Annotated in this window: 20 protein-coding genes; 3 read left to right on the forward strand and 17 right to left on the reverse strand. The window is 71.5% G+C overall.

What is annotated here, in order from left to right:
- Positions 1-124 (forward strand): IS110 family transposase (locus GEV07_21295; GenBank protein MQA05150.1); only part of this gene is annotated, 124 nt, incomplete at its 5' end.
- Here the strand turns inward: GEV07_21295 and GEV07_21300 are convergent.
- From GEV07_21300 to GEV07_21315, 4 genes are all read right to left on the reverse strand, one after another.
- Positions 42-926 carry a hypothetical protein gene (locus GEV07_21300; protein ID MQA05151.1) on the reverse strand — a complete coding sequence of 295 codons (885 nt, stop codon included), beginning with the start codon at positions 924-926 and terminating at the stop codon, positions 42-44. The two genes, GEV07_21295 and GEV07_21300, sit on opposite strands and share 83 nt — an antisense overlap.
- Positions 901-1,314 (reverse strand): MarR family transcriptional regulator, encoded by a 414-nt coding sequence (locus GEV07_21305; GenBank protein ID MQA05152.1) that lies wholly within the window; start codon positions 1,312-1,314, stop codon positions 901-903. The genes GEV07_21300 and GEV07_21305 overlap by 26 nt, the downstream gene beginning before the upstream one ends.
- A 156-nt stretch (positions 1,315-1,470) precedes the next feature.
- Positions 1,471-3,693, reverse strand: a complete 2,223-nt coding sequence (locus GEV07_21310; GenBank protein ID MQA05153.1) for a VWA domain-containing protein — start codon at positions 3,691-3,693, stop codon at positions 1,471-1,473.
- Positions 3,690-4,376: a MerR family transcriptional regulator gene (locus tag GEV07_21315; GenBank protein MQA05154.1), complete on the reverse strand. Its 687-nt coding sequence runs from the start codon at positions 4,374-4,376 to the stop codon at positions 3,690-3,692. The genes GEV07_21310 and GEV07_21315 overlap by 4 nt, the downstream gene beginning before the upstream one ends.
- A gap of 145 nt (positions 4,377-4,521) precedes the next feature.
- Between GEV07_21315 and GEV07_21320 the strand changes: the two genes are divergently transcribed.
- On the forward strand, positions 4,522-4,893 hold the full coding sequence (locus GEV07_21320; GenBank protein MQA05155.1) for a hypothetical protein: 372 nt from the start codon (positions 4,522-4,524) through the stop codon (positions 4,891-4,893).
- Positions 4,832-6,151 (forward strand): MFS transporter, encoded by a 1,320-nt coding sequence (locus GEV07_21325; protein MQA05156.1) that lies wholly within the window; start codon positions 4,832-4,834, stop codon positions 6,149-6,151. The genes GEV07_21320 and GEV07_21325 overlap by 62 nt, the downstream gene beginning before the upstream one ends.
- 333 nt (positions 6,152-6,484) lie before the next feature.
- Here the strand turns inward: GEV07_21325 and ftsY are convergent, their stop codons facing one another.
- The 13 genes from ftsY to coaD form a co-directional block, all read right to left on the reverse strand.
- Positions 6,485-7,639, reverse strand: coding sequence for a signal recognition particle-docking protein FtsY (gene ftsY, locus GEV07_21330; protein ID MQA05157.1), 1,155 nt, complete (start codon positions 7,637-7,639; stop codon positions 6,485-6,487).
- Between the two features lie 68 nt (positions 7,640-7,707).
- Positions 7,708-8,235: a hypothetical protein gene (locus GEV07_21335; GenBank protein ID MQA05158.1), complete on the reverse strand. Its 528-nt coding sequence runs from the start codon at positions 8,233-8,235 to the stop codon at positions 7,708-7,710.
- A gap of 152 nt (positions 8,236-8,387) precedes the next feature.
- Positions 8,388-9,002, reverse strand: a complete 615-nt coding sequence (locus GEV07_21340; protein MQA05159.1) for an HAD-IA family hydrolase — start codon at positions 9,000-9,002, stop codon at positions 8,388-8,390.
- Between the two features lie 3 nt (positions 9,003-9,005).
- Positions 9,006-12,554, reverse strand: coding sequence for a chromosome segregation protein SMC (gene smc, locus GEV07_21345; protein MQA05160.1), 3,549 nt, complete (start codon positions 12,552-12,554; stop codon positions 9,006-9,008).
- 229 nt (positions 12,555-12,783) lie between these two features.
- The gene (locus tag GEV07_21350; GenBank protein ID MQA05161.1) at positions 12,784-12,984 is read right to left on the reverse strand and encodes a hypothetical protein; all 201 of its coding nucleotides are present in this window, start codon (positions 12,982-12,984) and stop codon (positions 12,784-12,786) included.
- A 156-nt stretch (positions 12,985-13,140) separates the two neighbouring features.
- Positions 13,141-14,004, reverse strand: coding sequence for a bifunctional DNA-formamidopyrimidine glycosylase/DNA-(apurinic or apyrimidinic site) lyase (mutM, locus tag GEV07_21355; GenBank protein ID MQA05162.1), 864 nt, complete (start codon positions 14,002-14,004; stop codon positions 13,141-13,143).
- A gap of 6 nt (positions 14,005-14,010) precedes the next feature.
- A complete protein-coding gene (locus GEV07_21360) occupies positions 14,011-14,733 on the reverse strand; it encodes a ribonuclease III (GenBank protein MQA05163.1) in 723 nt (240 codons plus the stop codon).
- Positions 14,727-15,173, reverse strand: a complete 447-nt coding sequence (locus GEV07_21365; GenBank protein ID MQA05164.1) for a hypothetical protein — start codon at positions 15,171-15,173, stop codon at positions 14,727-14,729. The genes GEV07_21360 and GEV07_21365 overlap by 7 nt, the downstream gene beginning before the upstream one ends.
- The gene (gene rpmF, locus GEV07_21370; GenBank protein ID MQA05165.1) at positions 15,130-15,318 is read right to left on the reverse strand and encodes a 50S ribosomal protein L32; all 189 of its coding nucleotides are present in this window, start codon (positions 15,316-15,318) and stop codon (positions 15,130-15,132) included. Before rpmF ends, GEV07_21365 begins: the two co-directional genes overlap by 44 nt.
- Before the next feature lies 1 nt (position 15,319).
- On the reverse strand, positions 15,320-15,904 hold the full coding sequence (locus GEV07_21375; protein MQA05166.1) for a DUF177 domain-containing protein: 585 nt from the start codon (positions 15,902-15,904) through the stop codon (positions 15,320-15,322).
- Between the two features lie 121 nt (positions 15,905-16,025).
- Positions 16,026-16,298 carry a hypothetical protein gene (locus GEV07_21380; GenBank protein ID MQA05167.1) on the reverse strand — a complete coding sequence of 91 codons (273 nt, stop codon included), beginning with the start codon at positions 16,296-16,298 and terminating at the stop codon, positions 16,026-16,028.
- Between the two features lie 174 nt (positions 16,299-16,472).
- Positions 16,473-16,964, reverse strand: coding sequence for a hypothetical protein (locus tag GEV07_21385; GenBank protein ID MQA05168.1), 492 nt, complete (start codon positions 16,962-16,964; stop codon positions 16,473-16,475).
- A 28-nt stretch (positions 16,965-16,992) separates the two neighbouring features.
- On the reverse strand, positions 16,993-17,472 hold the full coding sequence (gene coaD, locus GEV07_21390; GenBank protein MQA05169.1) for a pantetheine-phosphate adenylyltransferase: 480 nt from the start codon (positions 17,470-17,472) through the stop codon (positions 16,993-16,995).

The raw sequence follows: 17,472 nt of genomic DNA on the forward strand, positions 1-17,472 counted from the left end.
CCTGGCCGAAGGCAAGACGACCAGAGAGATCCGCCGCTGCCTCAAGCGCTACACCAGCCGCCAGATCTTCCGCACCCTGGCAGCCGCACACCGTGCACCCGAACTCGCCGCGTCAGCGGCTTGACACGACATAGAAGCATCGCGCCGATGTCGCGCAGCTCGGCGAGGCGTGCCGCGTCGAGGCAGCCGTGCTCCTGCTCCGCGGCCGCGCCGTCCGCGGGCAGCAGGTAGTGGTCGGTCACGACGCTGCCGGAGACCACCGCCTCGCCGAGACCGGGTGCCGCGTCGACCACCAGCTCCGCCCGGTTGCCGGTCACCGGGTTCGCGGTGAACAGCACACCGGAGACCGTCGCGTCGAGCATCACCTGCACGACGACGGCGATCGCCACCGTCCGGTGGTCGATGCCGTTGGTGACCCGGTAGCTCACCGCACGTTCCGTCCACAGCGACGCCCAGCAGCGCCGGACGGCAAGCACCACCTCGTCCGCACCTGTGACGCCGAGGTAAGTGTCCTGCAGGCCGGCGAAGCTCGCGTGCGGCAGGTCCTCCGCGGTGGCCGACGACCGTACGGCGACGGGGACGTCGCCCAGCCGGTGGTACGACGCGACGATGTCCGCACGCAGCCGCTGCGGCAGCCCGGCGTCGAGCACGACGGCCCGCGCGCGCTCGGCCAGGCCGGCCAGCCGCACCGGCTCCTCGGCGGTGACCAGGTCGAGCTCGTCGACCACCGCGCGCATCCGCGGGTCGTCGGCGAGTGCGTCCCGGTACGCCTCGGCGGCGACACAGAAGCCGTCCGGCACGGCGTGGCCAGTGGTCCGCATCCGCGCCAGGTTGGCCGCCTTGCCGCCGACCTGCTCGGCCGCCTGGCCGGACAGCTCGGCAAGGCCCGCGACCCACTGGTCAGCCGTTGCCCGCACGTGCACCATCCCCGTACCTCCTCGCCGCGACGACCAACAGGTCCATCGCCTCGACCACCTGTTTGCGCTCGACGTCGGTGAGGTGATCCACCAGCTCCTCCAGCGCGGTCACGCGCAGCTGCTGCACGCGACGCAGCAGCGCCGTGCCGTCCGCGGTGAGGCGGACCCGCCGCACCCGGCGGTCGTCGGCGTCGACGACGCGTTCCACGAGACCGCGCGACACCAGCTGCTCGACCACCCGGCTGGTACGCGACACCGACCGACCGATGCGGTGCGCCAGCTGGTTGACGGTCAGCGCGTCGCTGCCGTCGATGGCGGCCAGCATCGCGCTGTGGATCAACCGGTGGTCGTCGTTGTCGAACACCCGCAGGACGCTCGGCAGCATCTCGCTCTGCATGGCGCGGAACTGGTCGAGCAGCCGCCCGCGGTAGTCCACGCCGACCTCCGGTAGTTGCCGTTCCGCATTAGTTGCGCTTTAGCAACTATATTCCGGTGGCTGCCGGCTGTCCACGCCGCCGGCCGTCCGGAGCCCCGGACGGCCGGCCCGGCGGCGTCAGCTGCGCCAGAACGCCGCGCGCCGCTGGGGTCGGTGCGTCCGTGTCAGCTCGCGGACACTCGTGATCGCCGGCTCGACCCGCTCGCCTGAGCGCAGGGCCGCGGCCAGTTCGCGCAGTGGCGCCAGCCAGGTTTCCGGTGCTCCGATACTGGCCAGGTCGTCGAGCAGCTCGTCGAGCTCCGCGAGCAGGCTCGCGGAGGACTCGCCCGCCGCGAGGCGGTCCAGCAGTCGCGTCAACCGGTCCTGGTACGCGTCCAGCGGCGGCTCGACCGACTCCGCCTTACGCGACCCCGCTCGCACCGAGCGAGGGACGGCACCCGCCGGCCCGGCCGCCGCCATCGGCGCGGCCAGGGCTGCGGCCATCGGCTGCGGCCCGCCGGGCTGCTGCCACCCGCTGGGCAGCTCCACCGGCTGCACGACCGGCTGCGCGCCCGACTCGGTCACCCGCGACCGGTCGACCGCCACGAACGCGGTGAACCTGCTGAGCACCCGGTGGTCGAGCGACGTCGCGACGATCCGCTCCGCGAGCGCGTCGTCGCCGCGGTGCGCGGCGTAGGCGTCCTCCAGGTCGCGCACCCGCGCGCGGGCCCACCCCGTGCGTACCGCCACGTTCGCCGTCGGGACGGCCGGCACGGTCTCGTCGGCCATACCGGCACCACGCACGGTCAGCCGCACCTCGCCGGCGGGCATCGCGGCCACCCGGCCGGCGAGCGTGATCGGCACCCCGGGGAACAGGTCGGGCGCACGGCCAGGCGTGGTCTCTTCTGGCAGCAGCGCCACCCCGTCGGCGGTGACGGTGAGGCCGGTCGCCAACGGCGGGCAGATCCTGCGGTGCAGCCCCGCCAGCACGTTGTCGAGCCGGTCCTCGGAGTCGACCAGGTCGCACCGCCCCGCACCGATGGCCGCGATCCGGCGCAGGAAGCCGGCGTTCACCGCCCGGTCGATCCCGAGGGTGAACACCCGCGTCGTCCCCGCCGCCGGCGCCAGTACGCGCAGCACCTCGTCCTCGCCGGCGACTTGTCCGTCGGTCACCAGCACGACGTACCGCTCCCGCTCCCCCGCCGGCTCGGTGCCGAGCACGCGGACGGCTTCGCGCAGCGGGGCGAGCATCTCGGTACCGCCGCGCGCCTCGAGCTCGCCCAGCCAGGAGACGGCCGCCCACCGCTGCCGGTCGGTGCCCGCCCGCAACCCTGGCTCACCGGGCGGCTGCACCACCTCGTTGTCGAACGCGAGGACGGCGAAGCGATCCGCCGTGCCGAGCGAGTCGACGATCCGCGCCGCCGCCCGCCTGGCCGCCACGATCTTCCAGCCGCCCATGCTGCCCGACCGGTCGAGCACGACCACCACGTCCCGCGGTCGCTGCGCGGCAGGCAGCTCCGGGGGCACCACGGTCACCTGCCAGGTCCCGCCGGGACCACCGTCGTCCGCGGCGAGCAGCCCGGACGTACGCACCCGGTCGGCCGCGATCGGCCAGCGCAGCACGACGTCGCGGTCGAGCCGCTCCCCCGGCCGCAACGCGACCTCGATGCCGTCGTCGACCGCCGTCACGTCGGCGTCGTGCAACGTCGACGTCAGCTGGTCCGCGCGCAGCCCGGCCACCCGCAGGGTCGCCCGCAGCGACAGCCGCACCGGGCCTTCCTGCCCGGGCAGCAGCACCGGCGGGGTGACCCGGCTGGCGTCCGGCACCCGGTCGGTGTCAGAGACGACCCCGCCACCGACACCTGGCCCGTCGATCGGCGTACCCGCGACATAGCGCGGGGCGACGACGAGCGGGAACCGGTACTCGGCCGCCTGGTCCTCCACCGGCAGCGGACCTGTCAGGGTCAGCGTGACGACCGCCTCCTCGCCCGGCTGCAGGTTGCCCACCCGGATGGTGAAGACGCCAGGCCGGTCCTCCTCGGCGATCGCCGCGCGGTGGCCCGCGGCCAGCGCCTGGTCGTACTCCTCGCGCGCCTTGCCGCGCTCGTCCAGCCGGCCCTCCACGACCCGGCCGGCGAGGTCGGCGACGAACGACGTGACCCCCGCGCGATCGGGCAGCGGGAAGACGTACGTCGCCTCGATCCCCGTGGTCCTCGTGTTGCGGAAGGTCTGCTTTACCACGGTCGTCGCGACCAGGTCGCGGATGTCGCCTTCGATCGCCACGGCCACCAGCGGCAACGAGCCGTGCTCGTCACCCAACCGGCCACAGACCTGTGGGGCGGCGCCTTCGGTCACTGTCATGCGGATGTCCCTTCTTCGCGATGCGTGGGCAGGCCGAGCCGGTGGAGCTGGTCGAGCAACGGGCGGGCGGCGGAGCGGAGCAGCTCGAGGTCCACGTCGGCGACCTCAGCGCCGGCGCCGACCTCGACGCTGACCTCGACGCCGTCCGCGAGCGGCAGCACCACCGCCGTACGGGCCCGACCGGCCTCGAGTGGCATGGTGTCCGGCTCTGCGACGGCCGGGTGGGTACGCCAGAAGCTGCCGCCCGCCGGTGTCGCACCGTCCTGCGTGGGCTCGGCGGCATCCCGCGCCCGATCGGCCGGCCGGTCGTCGACGCGCAGCCCACTGCCGCAGGTCAGCGGTGGCCGTATCGACGCGGCCACGTCGAGCGCCCGCTCGGCGCCCGTACCGATCGCGGCAAGCAGCTCGCGCCACGACGCGCCAGCGAGCCGGCGCTGGATGTCGGCGAGGCTCACCCCCGCCGCCTGCAGCCGCTTCACCGCGACGACCTGCGCCAGGTGGCGGCCGCCGTAGCGCGCCTCGCGACCCCCGACCGGCAGCGGCCGGTCGACCAGCCCGTGCTGGGTGTAGTAGCGCACCGTCCGGGCGTCCGGCCGCTGCCGGACCCGGCGGTTGCCGGCACGTACGCCGAGCGCGTCGAGGGCGCGCCCCGCACGTTCGGTCAGCTCGGCAAGCGTGTACATCTCCATACTGACACTGTCACTATGACACTGTCAGTTTGTCAAGCCTCAATTCGCGGCCTGCGTGACCGTGGCCTGCCGAGGCTCGCCATCATGGAAGCCCCAGGGCGTGCGACACCCGCAACGAGACGGAAGAGGCCAGCCGCCGATGACCACGGAGAACGGCCGCGAGCGGAACCCGTGGCTCGTGCTCGTCGCCCTGTGTCTCGGCTTCTTCATGATCCTGCTCGACACGACGATCGTTAACGTCGTGCTGCCGGACATCATCGACAAGGTCGGCACGTCGCTGGACGAGGCCATGTGGGTGGTCAACGCGTACGTCCTCGTCTACGCGGTGCTGCTCATCACGGCCGGCCGGTTGGGTGACATCGCCGGGGCCGCGCACGATGTTCCTCGGCGGACTCGTCCTGTTCATACTCGCCTCGGCCGCCTGCGGCCTCGCGCGCAGCCCCGGCGAGTTGATCGCCGCCCGCGTAGTGCAGGGGCATCGGCGGCGCCGCGATCACACCGCAGACGCTGACCATCCTCACCACGATCTTCCCGCCGGACCGCCGCGGCGCCGCGTTCGGCACCTGGGGCGGTGTCGCGGGGGTGGCCACGGTGGCCGGGCCGACGCTTGGCGGCTACCTGGTGACGACCTGGGACTGGCGGTGGATCTTCTTCGTCAACCTCCCGGTGGGCGTAGTCGCGATGGTGATGTCGCTGCTCGTGGTGCCCGACCTGCGTCCCGGACGCAAGCACCGGCTGGACCTGTTCGGCGTACTGCTCGCCTCTGCCGGCCTCACGGCCATCACCTTCGGCCTGCTCGAAGGCGAACGGTACGGGTGGGGCACGATCCGCGGGGTCGTCAGCATCCCGCTGGTGCTCGGCGTCGGCGCCGTGCTGCTCGTCGGGTTCCTCGTCTGGCAACGCTGCAGAAGAGCGAGCCACTGCTCCCCTTCGAGGTGTTCCGCGATCGCAACTTCACCATCACCAGCGTCGCCGCGGGCACGCTCACCTTCGGCTTGCTGGGGGTCTTCCTGCCGCTGACGCTGTACCTGCAGTCCGTGCTCGGCATGTCGGCACTCGCAGCCGGGCTCACCATCGCCCCGATGTCGCTCATGGCCATGGTGCTTGCCCCGTTCACCGGGCGGCTGGCCGACCGTATCGGCGGGAAGTACATCCTCATCGCCAGCTTCGTGCTGTTCGCCACGGGGATCGGTCTGGTGGTCGCGAGCACAGAACCCGACCCCGATCGCTGGGACTTCCTCGCCGGCCTGATCATCGCGGGCTTCGGCATGGGCGGCATCTTCGCTCCGCTGCAGACGGTGGCCATGCGCAACATCCCGCCGCGTCTGGCCGGGGCCGCCGCGGGCGTACAGAACACCATCAGGCAGCTCGGCGGCGTGGTCGGCGGCGCCGCGGTCGGCGCCGTGCTGCAGAACCGGCTCGCGGACGCGATGCACGAGCAGGCGCAGGCGCGGGCCGACCAGCTCCCGCCCGGGACCCGCGCACGATTCGTCGCCGGCTTCGACGACGCGGGCGCCGGCGGGCTCGAGGTCGGCGGGCACGACAGCGGCAAGCTACCGATCCCCAAGGGGCTGCCGGAACCGTTGGCCGAGCAGCTCGGCCGGCTCGCGCACGCCGTCTACACGCACGGCTTCGTGGACGCCATGCACGTCACGTTGGCGCTGCCGATCGCCGTCATCGCCGTGTCCGCCGTGTTGTGCCTCGGCCTGCGCCGACGCCGCCGCGCGGCCGCCGCGGACACCGCCGAGGAACGGCCGGCGGCCCGCTGACCTGGGCCTGCCGTGAGGCGGGGGCAAGATCAACAATTTTCCCGAGAGGGTTCCCAAGCGGAGACATGTTCCCTATGGTGATCACACAGAGCAATCAAGTATCACAGCCAGTGATAGTTGGTCTTACGTGTGAGAGGGGGAGCTATGGGTCTGCTGTCCGGTTTGCTTGGCGCCGTAACTACGCTGTTGGGCTCGCTGGGTATCGAACTGCCACCGTTGCCTATGTAAATGACCACGTAGCTCTCGGGGGGTTACGTGGCAACCTCACACGGGGTCCGGTCGGGTGAAGTGAGGGCTCTCCCGACCGGGCCCCTTTCTTGTGCCCCCTGCCGGTCAGTCCTCGGCGAGCAGGGCGTCGACGAACTCCTCCGCCACGAACGGCGCCAGGTCGTCGGGCCCCTCGCCCAGCCCCACCAGCTTCACCGGCACGCCTAGCTCCCGCTGCACCGCGATGACGATGCCGCCCTTCGCCGTACCGTCCAGCTTGGTCAGCACGAGACCGGTGACGTCCACCACCTCGGCGAACACCCGCGCCTGGGTGAGCCCGTTCTGACCGGTCGTCGCGTCGAGCACCAGCAGGACGTCGTCGACGGCTGCCTGCTTCTCCACGACGCGCTTCACCTTGCCGAGCTCGTCCATCAGGCCCTGCTTTGTATGGAGCCGGCCGGCGGTGTCCACGAGCACCGCGTCGACCTCGCGCTCGGCGCCGTCGCGTACCGCCTCGAACGCGACGCTCGCCGGGTCGGCACCTTCGTCGCCGCGGACGGTCTCCGCCCCCACCCGGCGGCCCCAGGTCTCCAGCTGGTCGGCGGCCGCTGCCCTGAAGGTGTCCGCCGCACCCAGCAGCACCTGCCGGCCGTCGGCGATCAGCACCCGGCCGAGCTTGCCGACCGTGGTCGTCTTGCCGGTGCCGTTCACGCCGACGACGAGCACCACCGCAGGCTTGCCGTCGTGGCGCACCGCATGCACGGTGCGGTCGAAGTCGCCCAGCTGGTACAGCAGCTCCTCGCGCACCAGCGCGCGCAGCTGGTCCGGCGTACGGGTGCCGAGCACCCGCACCCTGGTGCGCAGGTTGTCCACGATCTGCCGGGTCGCGGCCACGCCGACGTCCGCGGCGATGAGGTTCTCCTCGACCTCGTCCCAGGTGTCGTCGTCGAGGGTGTCGCGCGACAGCAGGGTCAGCAGGCCACGCCCAAGGGTGTTCTGCGAACGCGCGAGCCTGGCCCGCAGCCGCACCAGCCGGCCGGCTGCGAGCGCGGGCACCTCGACCTCTTCGGTGACCGGCTCCGCCGTGGCGGGTGCCGCGGCGTCGGCCGCCGGCTGCGCGGCGGTGTCCTCCTCGGCCTCCACCGCGGTCGAGCCGGGCGCGAACGTACCCGACCGCCGGCGCGCACCGACGACGAGACCGACGACGACTACGAGCAGAGCGAGGACGCCGATCGCGATGACGAGGGGAAGGTATTCAGCCACGGACACGGAGTCTTTCATTACGGCTCAACGGTGGGTACCAGCACCCCGAGTCTGCGACAGCCCCCGGCAGGAGGGCAGGTCGCCGGTCAGTGCGGCGCCCTCGTCCCTGCCTTCGCCGCCGACTTGGCGAGGATCTTCGTTTTGGGCTTCGCGGGTGCCTTGGCCACCATCGGGCGCGGTGGCAGCGCGGGCATCGGTGGCGGCGGCGTCGCGCGCATCAGCTTCGCCCCCTGCGCCTCGCTGGGCCGGGGCGCCACCGGTTCGAACGCAGCACCCGCTACCTGGGCCGGCCTTGCCGGCGTCGCGGGCGGTGGTGGTGACTTACGGGTCGGGCCCTCCCCCACCAGATACTGCAGCCGCGCATCGGTGTGCTCGACCGCCGTGCGCACCTTGTCCACGGCCGGGGTGGCGCGCTCCGCCGCGGACGCCACCCGGTCCGCCACCGGGCGGAACCGCTTGGCGTGCGGACGCAGCCGCTCCTGCGCGCGCTCGACCCGCGGGTACGGGTCGAGACCCGGTGGCAGCCGATGACCCTGCCGCGGATACGCAGCGAAGGCCAGGACTATGAGTGCTGGCACCAGGAGAACGAGCAGGACGATGAACATCACGAGCATCTGGTTCTTACCCCCGCACCTATTATTGCATCACACCAGCCAGACGCCAGGCTCCATGATCTCGTTTACCGCATCGATTGACAACAATCCGGCGAACCGGGCAGGCGGCACACACCGGGCCGTGTGGCATACGTCTCACCGCGTGGTCGGGGCTAGGACAGCTCGAGCGCGGTGCGGAGCTCGTCTGCACCGGTGTAGACGTGGCCCTGCATCCCGACCGCCTGTGCGACCTCGACGTTGATGGCCGCGTCGTCCACGAACAGGCAGCGCGTCACGTCCGCCTCGGCGAGCTGCGCGGCCGCGAAGTAGGCGGCCGGCTCGGGCTTCGCGACCCCCAGCCGGGCGGAGCTCACCACGATGTCGATGTCGCCCGCGATGCCGAGCACCTCGAGCTCGTCCTCCAGCCGCGTGGTCGCGTTGCTCATCAACACCACGCGCACGCCGGCCGCGCGCACCTCGGCGAGCAACGCGCGCACCTGCGGGTCGACGGCGCCGACCAGGCCGCTCCAGTCGGCGACGAGGTCGGTCGCGACCTCGATGCAGTACTCCGGCAGCAGCTGCACGGCGACGTTGCGCCGCCACTCGTCGTCGCTGACCTCGCCGAGGATCGCCGGCCGGAGGAGCTCCTCGGCCATGGCCGTCGCGAGCAGCGTGCCAGGCGGTACGCCGTACTTCCCCTCCAGCTGCTCCACCGCCGCATCGTCGTGCCGACGGAGTACGCCGTCGAAGTCACAGAGCACGGCGTCGAACGCCCGCTCGTCCGCCATCGGCTAGACCGCCTCGGCTTCGCGCATCCGCTGGCTGATCAACGACGTGACGCCGTCGCCGCGCATGCTGACGCCGTAGAGGCTGTCGGCGATCTCCATGGTCGGCTTCTGGTGCGTGATCACCACCAGCTGGCTCGACTCCCGCAGCTCCTCGAGGATGCCGAGCAGCCGCCGCAAGTTCGTGTCGTCGAGCGCGGCCTCGACCTCGTCGAGGATGTAGAACGGGCTGGGGCGCGCCTTGAAGATGGCCACCAGCATGGCGATCGCCACCAGCGACCGCTCGCCACCGGACAGCAGCGAGAGCCGCTTCACCTTCTTGCCCGGCGGCCGCGCCTCGACCTCGACGCCGGTCGTCAGCATGTCGTTCGGCTCGGTCAGCACCAGCCGACCCTCGCCGCCAGGGAAGAGCCGGGAGAACACGTTCTGGAACTCCCGCTCGGTGTCCTCGTACGCGCTGCGGAACACCTGCTCGATCCGCTCGTCGACCTCCTGCACGACGGTCAACAGGTCGCGGCGGGTGGCCTTCAGGTCCTCCAGCTGCTCGCTGAGGAACTGGTGCCGTTCCTCCAGCGCCGCGTACTCCTCGAGCGCCAGCGGGTTCACCTTGCCGAGCAGCGACAGCTGGCGCTCGGCCGCCTTGAGTCGCTTCTCCTGCGCCTTGCGGTCGTACATGATCGGCTCGGCCTGCTCGCCGTTCTCGTCGACCTGCGGCACCGGGCAGTCCGGGCCGTACTCGGAGACGAGCGCGCCGACCTCGATGCCGAGCTCGTCGAGCGCCTTCTGCTCCAGCTGCTCGATCCTGGCGCGCTGCTCGGTCCTGGCCAGCTCGGTGCCGTGCATCACGTCGGTCAGCTTGTCCAGCTCACCGGTCAGGTCCCTGATCGTCGCCCGCAGCGCCTTGAACTCGCCCTCGCGTGCGGTGCGTGCGCGTTCCGCCGCCTCGCGTTCCTCGGCCGCGCGTGCCAGCGACAGCTCGATGCACGCCAACGCGTAGTTCGCGCCGTGCTCGACCGCCTCGGCGACGGCGGCCTCCTGCCGCCTGCGCTCGCGCCTGCGTACCGCGCGCTCACGCGCCGCGCGCTCCGCGACAGCGGCCCGCTCCAGCTGGTCCGCACGCCCGCGCAGCGCCCGCACCCGTTCCTCGGCGGTACGGACGGCGAGCCGCGCCTCCATCTCCGCCGAGCGGGCGGTCTCGACCGTGGTACGCAGCCGGTCGCGGTAGCCGGTGTCGAGCTCGTCGTCCTCGTCCGGCAGCTCCTCGGCCGCCGTGAGCCGCTCCTCCAGCTCGGCGAGGCCGGACAGGTCGTGGTCACGCGCCTCTTCCGCGGTCTCGATCGACCGCTCCAGCCGCTCCGCCTCCGCGGTCGCCGCACGCGCCGAAGAACCCAGCTGCGCCAGCTGCTCGGTGACGGCGGACAGCTGCGCGTCCGACTCGTGCAGCCGGTCGAGCGCCTCCTCCACCGCCCGCTCCGTGGCGGTCAGCTCCTCGCGCGCGGAGGTCAGCGCGAACGTCGCCCGCTCGCCCCGGTGCTGCGCCTCGTGCAGCTGCTCGGTCGCCTCGTCGACCGCGGCCTGCACCTCGATCAGGCTCTGCGTGCTCTCCGAGCCACCGCGGGCGCGGTGCCGACCGAGCAGGTCGCCTGACCGGGTGACCGCGTCGACCACGGCGCCGGCCTCGACCAGCTGTCTCGCGCTCGCGAGGTCGTCGACCACGACGACCCGGTCGAGCACCCCGGCGAGCGCCGGACGCATGGTGTCCGGGCAGTCCACCAGGTCGTACGCGTACTGCGCGCCGGCGGGCGGCTCCGGCCAGCCGCTGCGCGCGGCGCCCTCGCCGGACCCCACGAGGACGTCGGCGCGGCCGGCGTCGCCGTCCTTCAGCCAGCTGAGTGCCGCGGACGCCGACGCCACCGAGTCGACGGCCACCGCGTCCGCCGCGGCGCCGAGCGCCGCCGCCACCGCGGTCTCCGCACCGGCCCGCACGGTCACGAGCGCGGCCACCGTGCCGAGCAACCCGGACACCTCGTCGGACGCGGCGAGCAGTGCGCCTGCGCCGTCCTTCCTGGCCAACCCGAGCTCGAGCGCCTCCTTGCGGGCGGTGTGTGCCGCGCGGTCGCGCTCGGCCTCCTGCACCTCCTGCTGCAGCTCCTGCACGCGCTGCTGCGCGGCCTCGTGCGCGAGGACGGCCTGCTCGTGCTGTGCGTCGAGGTCGACCTCGCCCTCGTCGAGCCCCACCACGGTGCCCTCGATGGCCGCGTACTCCTGCCTGGCCTGCTCGGCACGGTGCTTAGCGTCCTCCAGCGAGGTGCTCAGCCGGCCGATCTCGGCGGCCGCCGCGGACGCACGGCTGCGCATCGCCTGCACCTCGCCGCGCAGCTTCACCAGACCCTCGCGGCGGTCGGCCGCGGCCCGCTGCGCGCCGGCCACCCGCTTCTCCTCCTCGTCCAGGGACGACTCGGTCGCGGCGCGGCGGTCCACCGCGTCCGCCAGCGCCTCCTGGGCGGTCTCCAGCTCCGCGTGCAGGCCGGCCTCGCGCTCACGTACCTCACGGGCCTCGGCCTCGAGCGCGTCGGGGTCCTGGCCGGAGCCCTCTTCCTCCGGCTCCTCGGCCAGGTGCCGCACCCGCTCCGCGGCCAGCCCTGCGGTGCCGCGGAACCGCTCCCGCAGCGAGGTCAGCCGGTACCAGACCTCCTGCGTCCGGTTCAGGTACGGCGCGGCCTCGCGCTCCTGCTCCTCCAGCTCCGCCTCACGGCGCTGCGCGGCGCCGAGCTGGGCCTCGACGGTCTGCCTGCGCTGCTTGGTCGCTGCCTCGTCCGCGACCTCCTGCTCCAGCTGCGTGCGCAACGTCACCAGGTCGTCGGCGAGCAGGCGCAGCTTCGCGTCCCTGACGTCCGCCTGGATCGCCGCCGCCTTGCGCGCCACCTCCGCCTGCTTGCCGAGCGGCTTGAGCTGGCGCCTGATCTCCGCGGTCAGGTCGGAGACCCTGGTCAGGTTGGCCTGCATCGCGTCGAGCTTGCGCAGCGCCTTCTCCTTGCGCTTGCGGTGCTTGAGCACGCCGGCGGCTTCCTCGATGAAACCGCGCCGGTCCTCAGGGGTGGCGAGCACGACCTGGTCGAGCTGTCCCTGGCCGACGATGACGTGCATCTCGCGGCCGATACCGGAGTCGGAGAGCAGCTCCTGTACGTCGAGCAGCCTGGCCGGGTTGCCGTTGATCGAGTACTCGCTCTGGCCGGACCTGAACATCAGCCGGCTGATCGTCACCTCGGCGTACTCGATCGGCAGGGCGCCGTCGGTGTTGTCGATGGTGAGCATGACCTCGGCACGGCCGAGCGGCGGGCGGCCGGCGGTGCCGGCGAAGATGACATCCTCCATCTTGCCGCCGCGCAGCGACTTCGCACCCTGTTCGCCCATGACCCAGGCCAACGCGTCGACGACGTTCGACTTGCCCGAACCGTTCGGCCCCACCACGCAGGTGATGCCGGGCTCGAGCTGCAACGTCGTCGACGAGGCGAAAGACTTGAAACCACGGAGCGTCAGGCTCTTCAGGTACAACGCATCGCTCCCCAGGCGTAGGGAATCGCCGGCTGGGACGCCGGCCCGGTGTCATGTCGTGCAGCGGGGAAGCTGGCAACCAAGGATAGCGGTCGGCGGCGCGGCCCTCGCCGCGCCGCGCCGATAGGGCGCTGACGAGCATGGACGACCTGGTCACGCCCCGGACATGCCAGAGGGGACGCCTCTCGCGTCCCCTCGTCGATGGTGAGTGCCCCGTTCGCACGCGCCCCTAGGTCAGCGCGGGCTCGACATGTTGCTCGGTTAACGTCAGCAGCTCCTCGTGCGACACGGCTGCGACGAGCTCGTCGTTCTCCCGCTTCACGCGGATCAGCTCGTCTTCCAGGTCGCGTACTCGTCGCTGCAGGCGGCGCACCTCGGACACCATGCGGGGGTCCGGCCCACCCACATGACCGTAAAGCGCCTTCGCCATCAGACCTCCACACCTCGTCAGCAAAAAGGGTGACGCGGACACCGCGCCATGGGGACGAATGTCCCGGCGCACAGATATCCAAATCCAGGGTCCCACTTGGTACGGAGCGGGGTCAAGTTGGGGCACTCGACGCGTATTCCCGGATGATCTTCCTGGTCACGGCCGTGCGCGGCGGGGCCGGGGCTGGCAGCTCGGGCAGGTGTACGCGGAGCGGTTCATGAACGGCTCCCGCTTGATCGGCGTACCGCAGCGGTCGCACGGCTCCCCCTCCCTGCCGTAGACGCACAACGCCCGGTCGAAGTACCCGCTCTCGCCGTTCACGTTGACGTAGAGCGAGTCGAACGACGTGCCGCCGGCCCGCAGCGCCGCGAGCATCACGTCCCGCACGCCGGCGACCACCCGGTGCACCTCGGCCCTGGTGAGCCCGTCGGTCCCCCGCGCCCAGTGCAGGCGCGCCCGCCAGAGCGCCTCGTCGGCGTAGATGTTGCCCACCCCGCTGATGAACGACTGGTCGAGGAGTGCGCGCTTGATGTTCGTGCGCCGTTTACGCAGGCGTCGGAAGACCGCATCCTCGTCGAAGTCGCCGTCGAGGGGGTCGGTGGCGATGTGCGCGATCTCGGCCGGCGGCGTGTCCGCAACGGCGGCCGCTTCGGCGACGAACATGCCGCCGAACGTGCGCTGGTCGACGAACCTGAGCTCGTCCCTGCCGTCGGCGAACGGCAGCCGCACCCGCAGGTGCGGGCCGGGCGGCGTGTCCGGCGCGACGACGAGCAGCTGGCCGCTCATGCCTAGGTGCGTGACGAGGACGTCGGGGGCGTCCAGCGGCAGCCACAGGTACTTGCCGCGCCTGCGCACGGCCGTGACGGTGCGGCCGGACAACCGGGCGACCAGGTCGCCCGGGCCCGCCTCGTGCCGCCGGACGGCGCGCGGGTGCAACACCTCGACCCGGCCGAGTACGCGGCCACTGATCCACTTCTCGAGGCCGGCCCTGACGACCTCGACCTCGGGGAGCTCGGGCATCGGCGGCTATCCGTCGGTGGCGGACGTCTCCGCGTTCTCGCGCAACGCCTGCCAGGCCACCTCGGCCGCCTGCTGCTCGGCTTCCTTCTTGCTCTTGCCCTCGCCGGAGCCCAGCGGCGTGCCGCCGACCATCGCCGTCGCCTTGAACGACTTGCAGTGGTCCGGGCCGTCCTCCTCGACGACGTACTCGGGCACGCCGAGCATCTGCTGCGCGGTCAGCTCCTGCAGTGACGTCTTCCAGTCCAGCCCAGCGCCGAGGGTGGCCGACTCGGCGATGAGCGGGTCGAACAGCCGGTGCACGAACGAGCGCGCGAGCTCCATGCCACCGGAGAGGTAGACCGCGCCGATCAGCGCCTCGAGCGCGTCGGCGAGGATCGACGACTTGTCGCGTCCGCCGGTGTTCTCCTCGCCGCGGCCGAGCTTCAGGTGCGAGCCGATGTCGAGCGAGCGGCTCACCCCGGCGAGCGCACGCATGTTGACCACGGCGGCGCGCAGCTTGGCCAGCTGACCCTCGGGCAGCTCGGGGAAGGAGCGGTAGAGCGTGTCCGTGACGATGATGCCGAGCACGGCGTCGCCGAGGAACTCCAGCCGCTCGTTGGTCGGCAGCCCCCCGTGCTCGTACGCGTACGAGCGATGCACGAGCGCGAGCTCGAGCAGCTCGGCGTCGACAGCGACGTCGAGAGCCTCCTTGAGCTTGTCGACGCTCACCGCGGGCTGCTCTTTCACCATTGCTCCCCCTTCGCCCCCTCCATACGCAACAGTGGCGGGGGGACCGTGCGCGATCCGCCCAGCGCGGTCAGGGCACGCTGCAGCTCGGTGGCCAGTCCGGCCACCTCCCGCGTCCGCATCAGGGCGACGTCGTCGACGTGCACCCGCAACCGGTACCGCCGCGCCACCTCGTCCTCCATCAGCTCGACCATCTCGATGATGGCCAGCGAGTCGGCCCCGAGCTGGTCGGCGAGACGGAGCACCGGCGTCACCGTCTCCGGATCGACCTCCATGACCCTGCTGATCGCCGTGCGGACACAGTCGAAGACGTCGTCCGCCGATGGCTCGACGACGTCCCTGGTCTGATCAGCGGGCACCATGGCTGCTGTGCAGGCGCTCATCGAGCGCCGCCGCACGTCACGCCGGCTCGATGACCTGCCGACGGTTGCCACGGGTGCCATAGGTACCGCAAGTCTGGCACGCCTGGTGCGGGAGCTTGGCGTCGCGGCACTGCGGGCAGGTCACCAGTGCGGGCGCCTTGCCCTTCCACTGCGACCTACGGCTCCTGGTGTTGCTGCGCGACATCTTCCGCTTGGGAACGGCCACCTTAGCTCTCCCTGTCGTCCTTCTGGTCCGTCATCCGCTCGTACAGGCCCGCGAGCTCCGCCCACCGCGGGTCGGTGGTCTCGTGACGGTGTTCCGGCCCGGCCTCCGCCAGGCGAACTCCGCACTCGGCACACAACCCTGGACAGTCGTCCCGGCACACCGGGCTCAGCGGTAGCTCGAGCAGCACCGCGTCGCGCAGCGTCGGCTCGAGGTCGACCATGTCGGCCTCGAGCAGGGCCTCGTCCTCGCCGACGTCGTCCCCGGGGTGGGCGAACAGCTCCTGCAGCCCCACCTCGACCGAGGCCGAGATTGGTTCCAGGCACCGCGCGCACTCCCCGGTGAACTCGGTCTGTGCCACACCGGACACGTAGACGCCCTCCACCACCGACTCGAACATGAGATCAAGCTCGATGTCGCTGCCTTCGGGAACGCCGACGAGCGGCAGTTCGAGGTCGGCAGGTGCCGGCACAGTACGCGCCACCTCGTGCGAGCTACCGGGACGCCCCACGAGGGTTCGCATGTCGAAGACCAGGGGACCCTGTGGGCCCTGCTGATCTTCTTCTGCTGCAGCGGTTCGTCCAGGCATCATGATTGAGGTAGCGGTTCTGGGCACGGCAACTTCCGGCCACGAAAGGCCGCCTGCCAGGGTACCCGACGCCACCGCCGCCCGGGCACGTGGGCGGCAGCCAACCACACCGTGCCGGACGTCAGCTGCTGGTGAGCGTCGACCTGATGCCGTCCAGTGCCGCCAGCCGGTCGCTGCGGTTGGGGCCGCGGCGTTCGTCCAGGCTCAGCCTGGCGACCATGCCGAGCACCTCGCGCCTGCCCTCGGACGGTAGCTCGTCGAAGGCGCCGTAGAGCCGCTCGAGCGAGTCGGCGCAGGTCGCCGGCGGCAGACCTTGCTCGTCCGCTCCCGCCTCCAGCAGCACGGCGAGATCCACGACGATCTCCAGGAGGGCGTGGTAAGGGGCCTCGGTCACGAGACGGCCTCCCAAAGACGTCGTACGGGCACCGTGGCGACGGGCTGACACCCGCCTACGGTGGCGTGGTCACACATTTGTAGCCACCTTCCAGGCGGTTAGCAACATCGGGTCTGCGGGGCGCACTGCGATGACACCACGGTCCCATGGATGTGGGCGTGGGTAAAACTCCGGTCAAGCAGAATCCTGCCCGTCCATCTCCTCGGTCAGCCGGCCGAAGCCGTGCGGGTCGCCCAGCCGGTCCCGGCCGCGCCGCACGGCGGCAAGCGTCTTCTCCAGCGTCACCTCGAAGCTGGCCAGCTTGGCGTCGCAGTAGTCGTCGAGCTCGGCGCGTTGCTGCCTGATCTCGGTGTCCGCGGCGCCGAGGACCCGCGCCGCCTCGTCCCTGGCATCCCGGACGACATCGCTCTCGGTCACCAGGCGTTCCCGCTCTGCCTTGCCGCGCTCCACGATCCGGACGGCCTCCTCGCGGCCCTCCTCGATCACCGCCTCCCGGTCGCGCAGCAACAGCTCGGCACGCTTCACGTCCTCAGGGAACGCCTGCCTGAGCTCGTCGAGCAGGTCGAGCAGCTGGCCCCGGTTGATCATGCAGGACGCGGACATCGGCACCGACCTCGCCGACTCGACCATGCTGACGATCTCGTCGATCTTGTCGTAGACATCCACTGCCTGCTCCGTCCTTCGTGGCGCCTCGCTACCGCTCCGCCAACCGTTCGACCAACCGTTCCCGCACCAGGTCCGGCACCAGGCCGGTCACGTCGCCGCCGTACGCCGCGATCTCCTTGACCAGGCTCGACGACAAGAACGAGTAAAGTGGGTTCGTGGCCACGAACATCGTCTCCACGCCGGCAAGTCGCACATTCATCTGCGCCATCTGCAGCTCGTAGTCGAAGTCGCTGACCGCCCGGAGGCCCTTCACCGTGGCCTTGGCGCCACGCGCGGAGCAGAAGTCCACCATCAGCCCGTGGAACGACTCGACCGAGACGTTCGGCAGACCCTTGGTCACCTCGGTGAGCATGTCCATGCGTTCCTCGACGCTGAACAGCCCCTGTTTCGATTTGTTGATGAGAACCGCCACGATGACCTCGTCGAACAGGGCTGCCGCCCGTTCCACGATGTCCAGGTGCCCATTCGTCATCGGGTCGAACGACCCAGGACACACCACCCGAAGCAC

The organism is Streptosporangiales bacterium (assembly GCA_009379825.1).
In the GTDB taxonomy this organism is placed as follows: domain Bacteria; phylum Actinomycetota; class Actinomycetes; order Streptosporangiales; family WHST01; genus WHST01.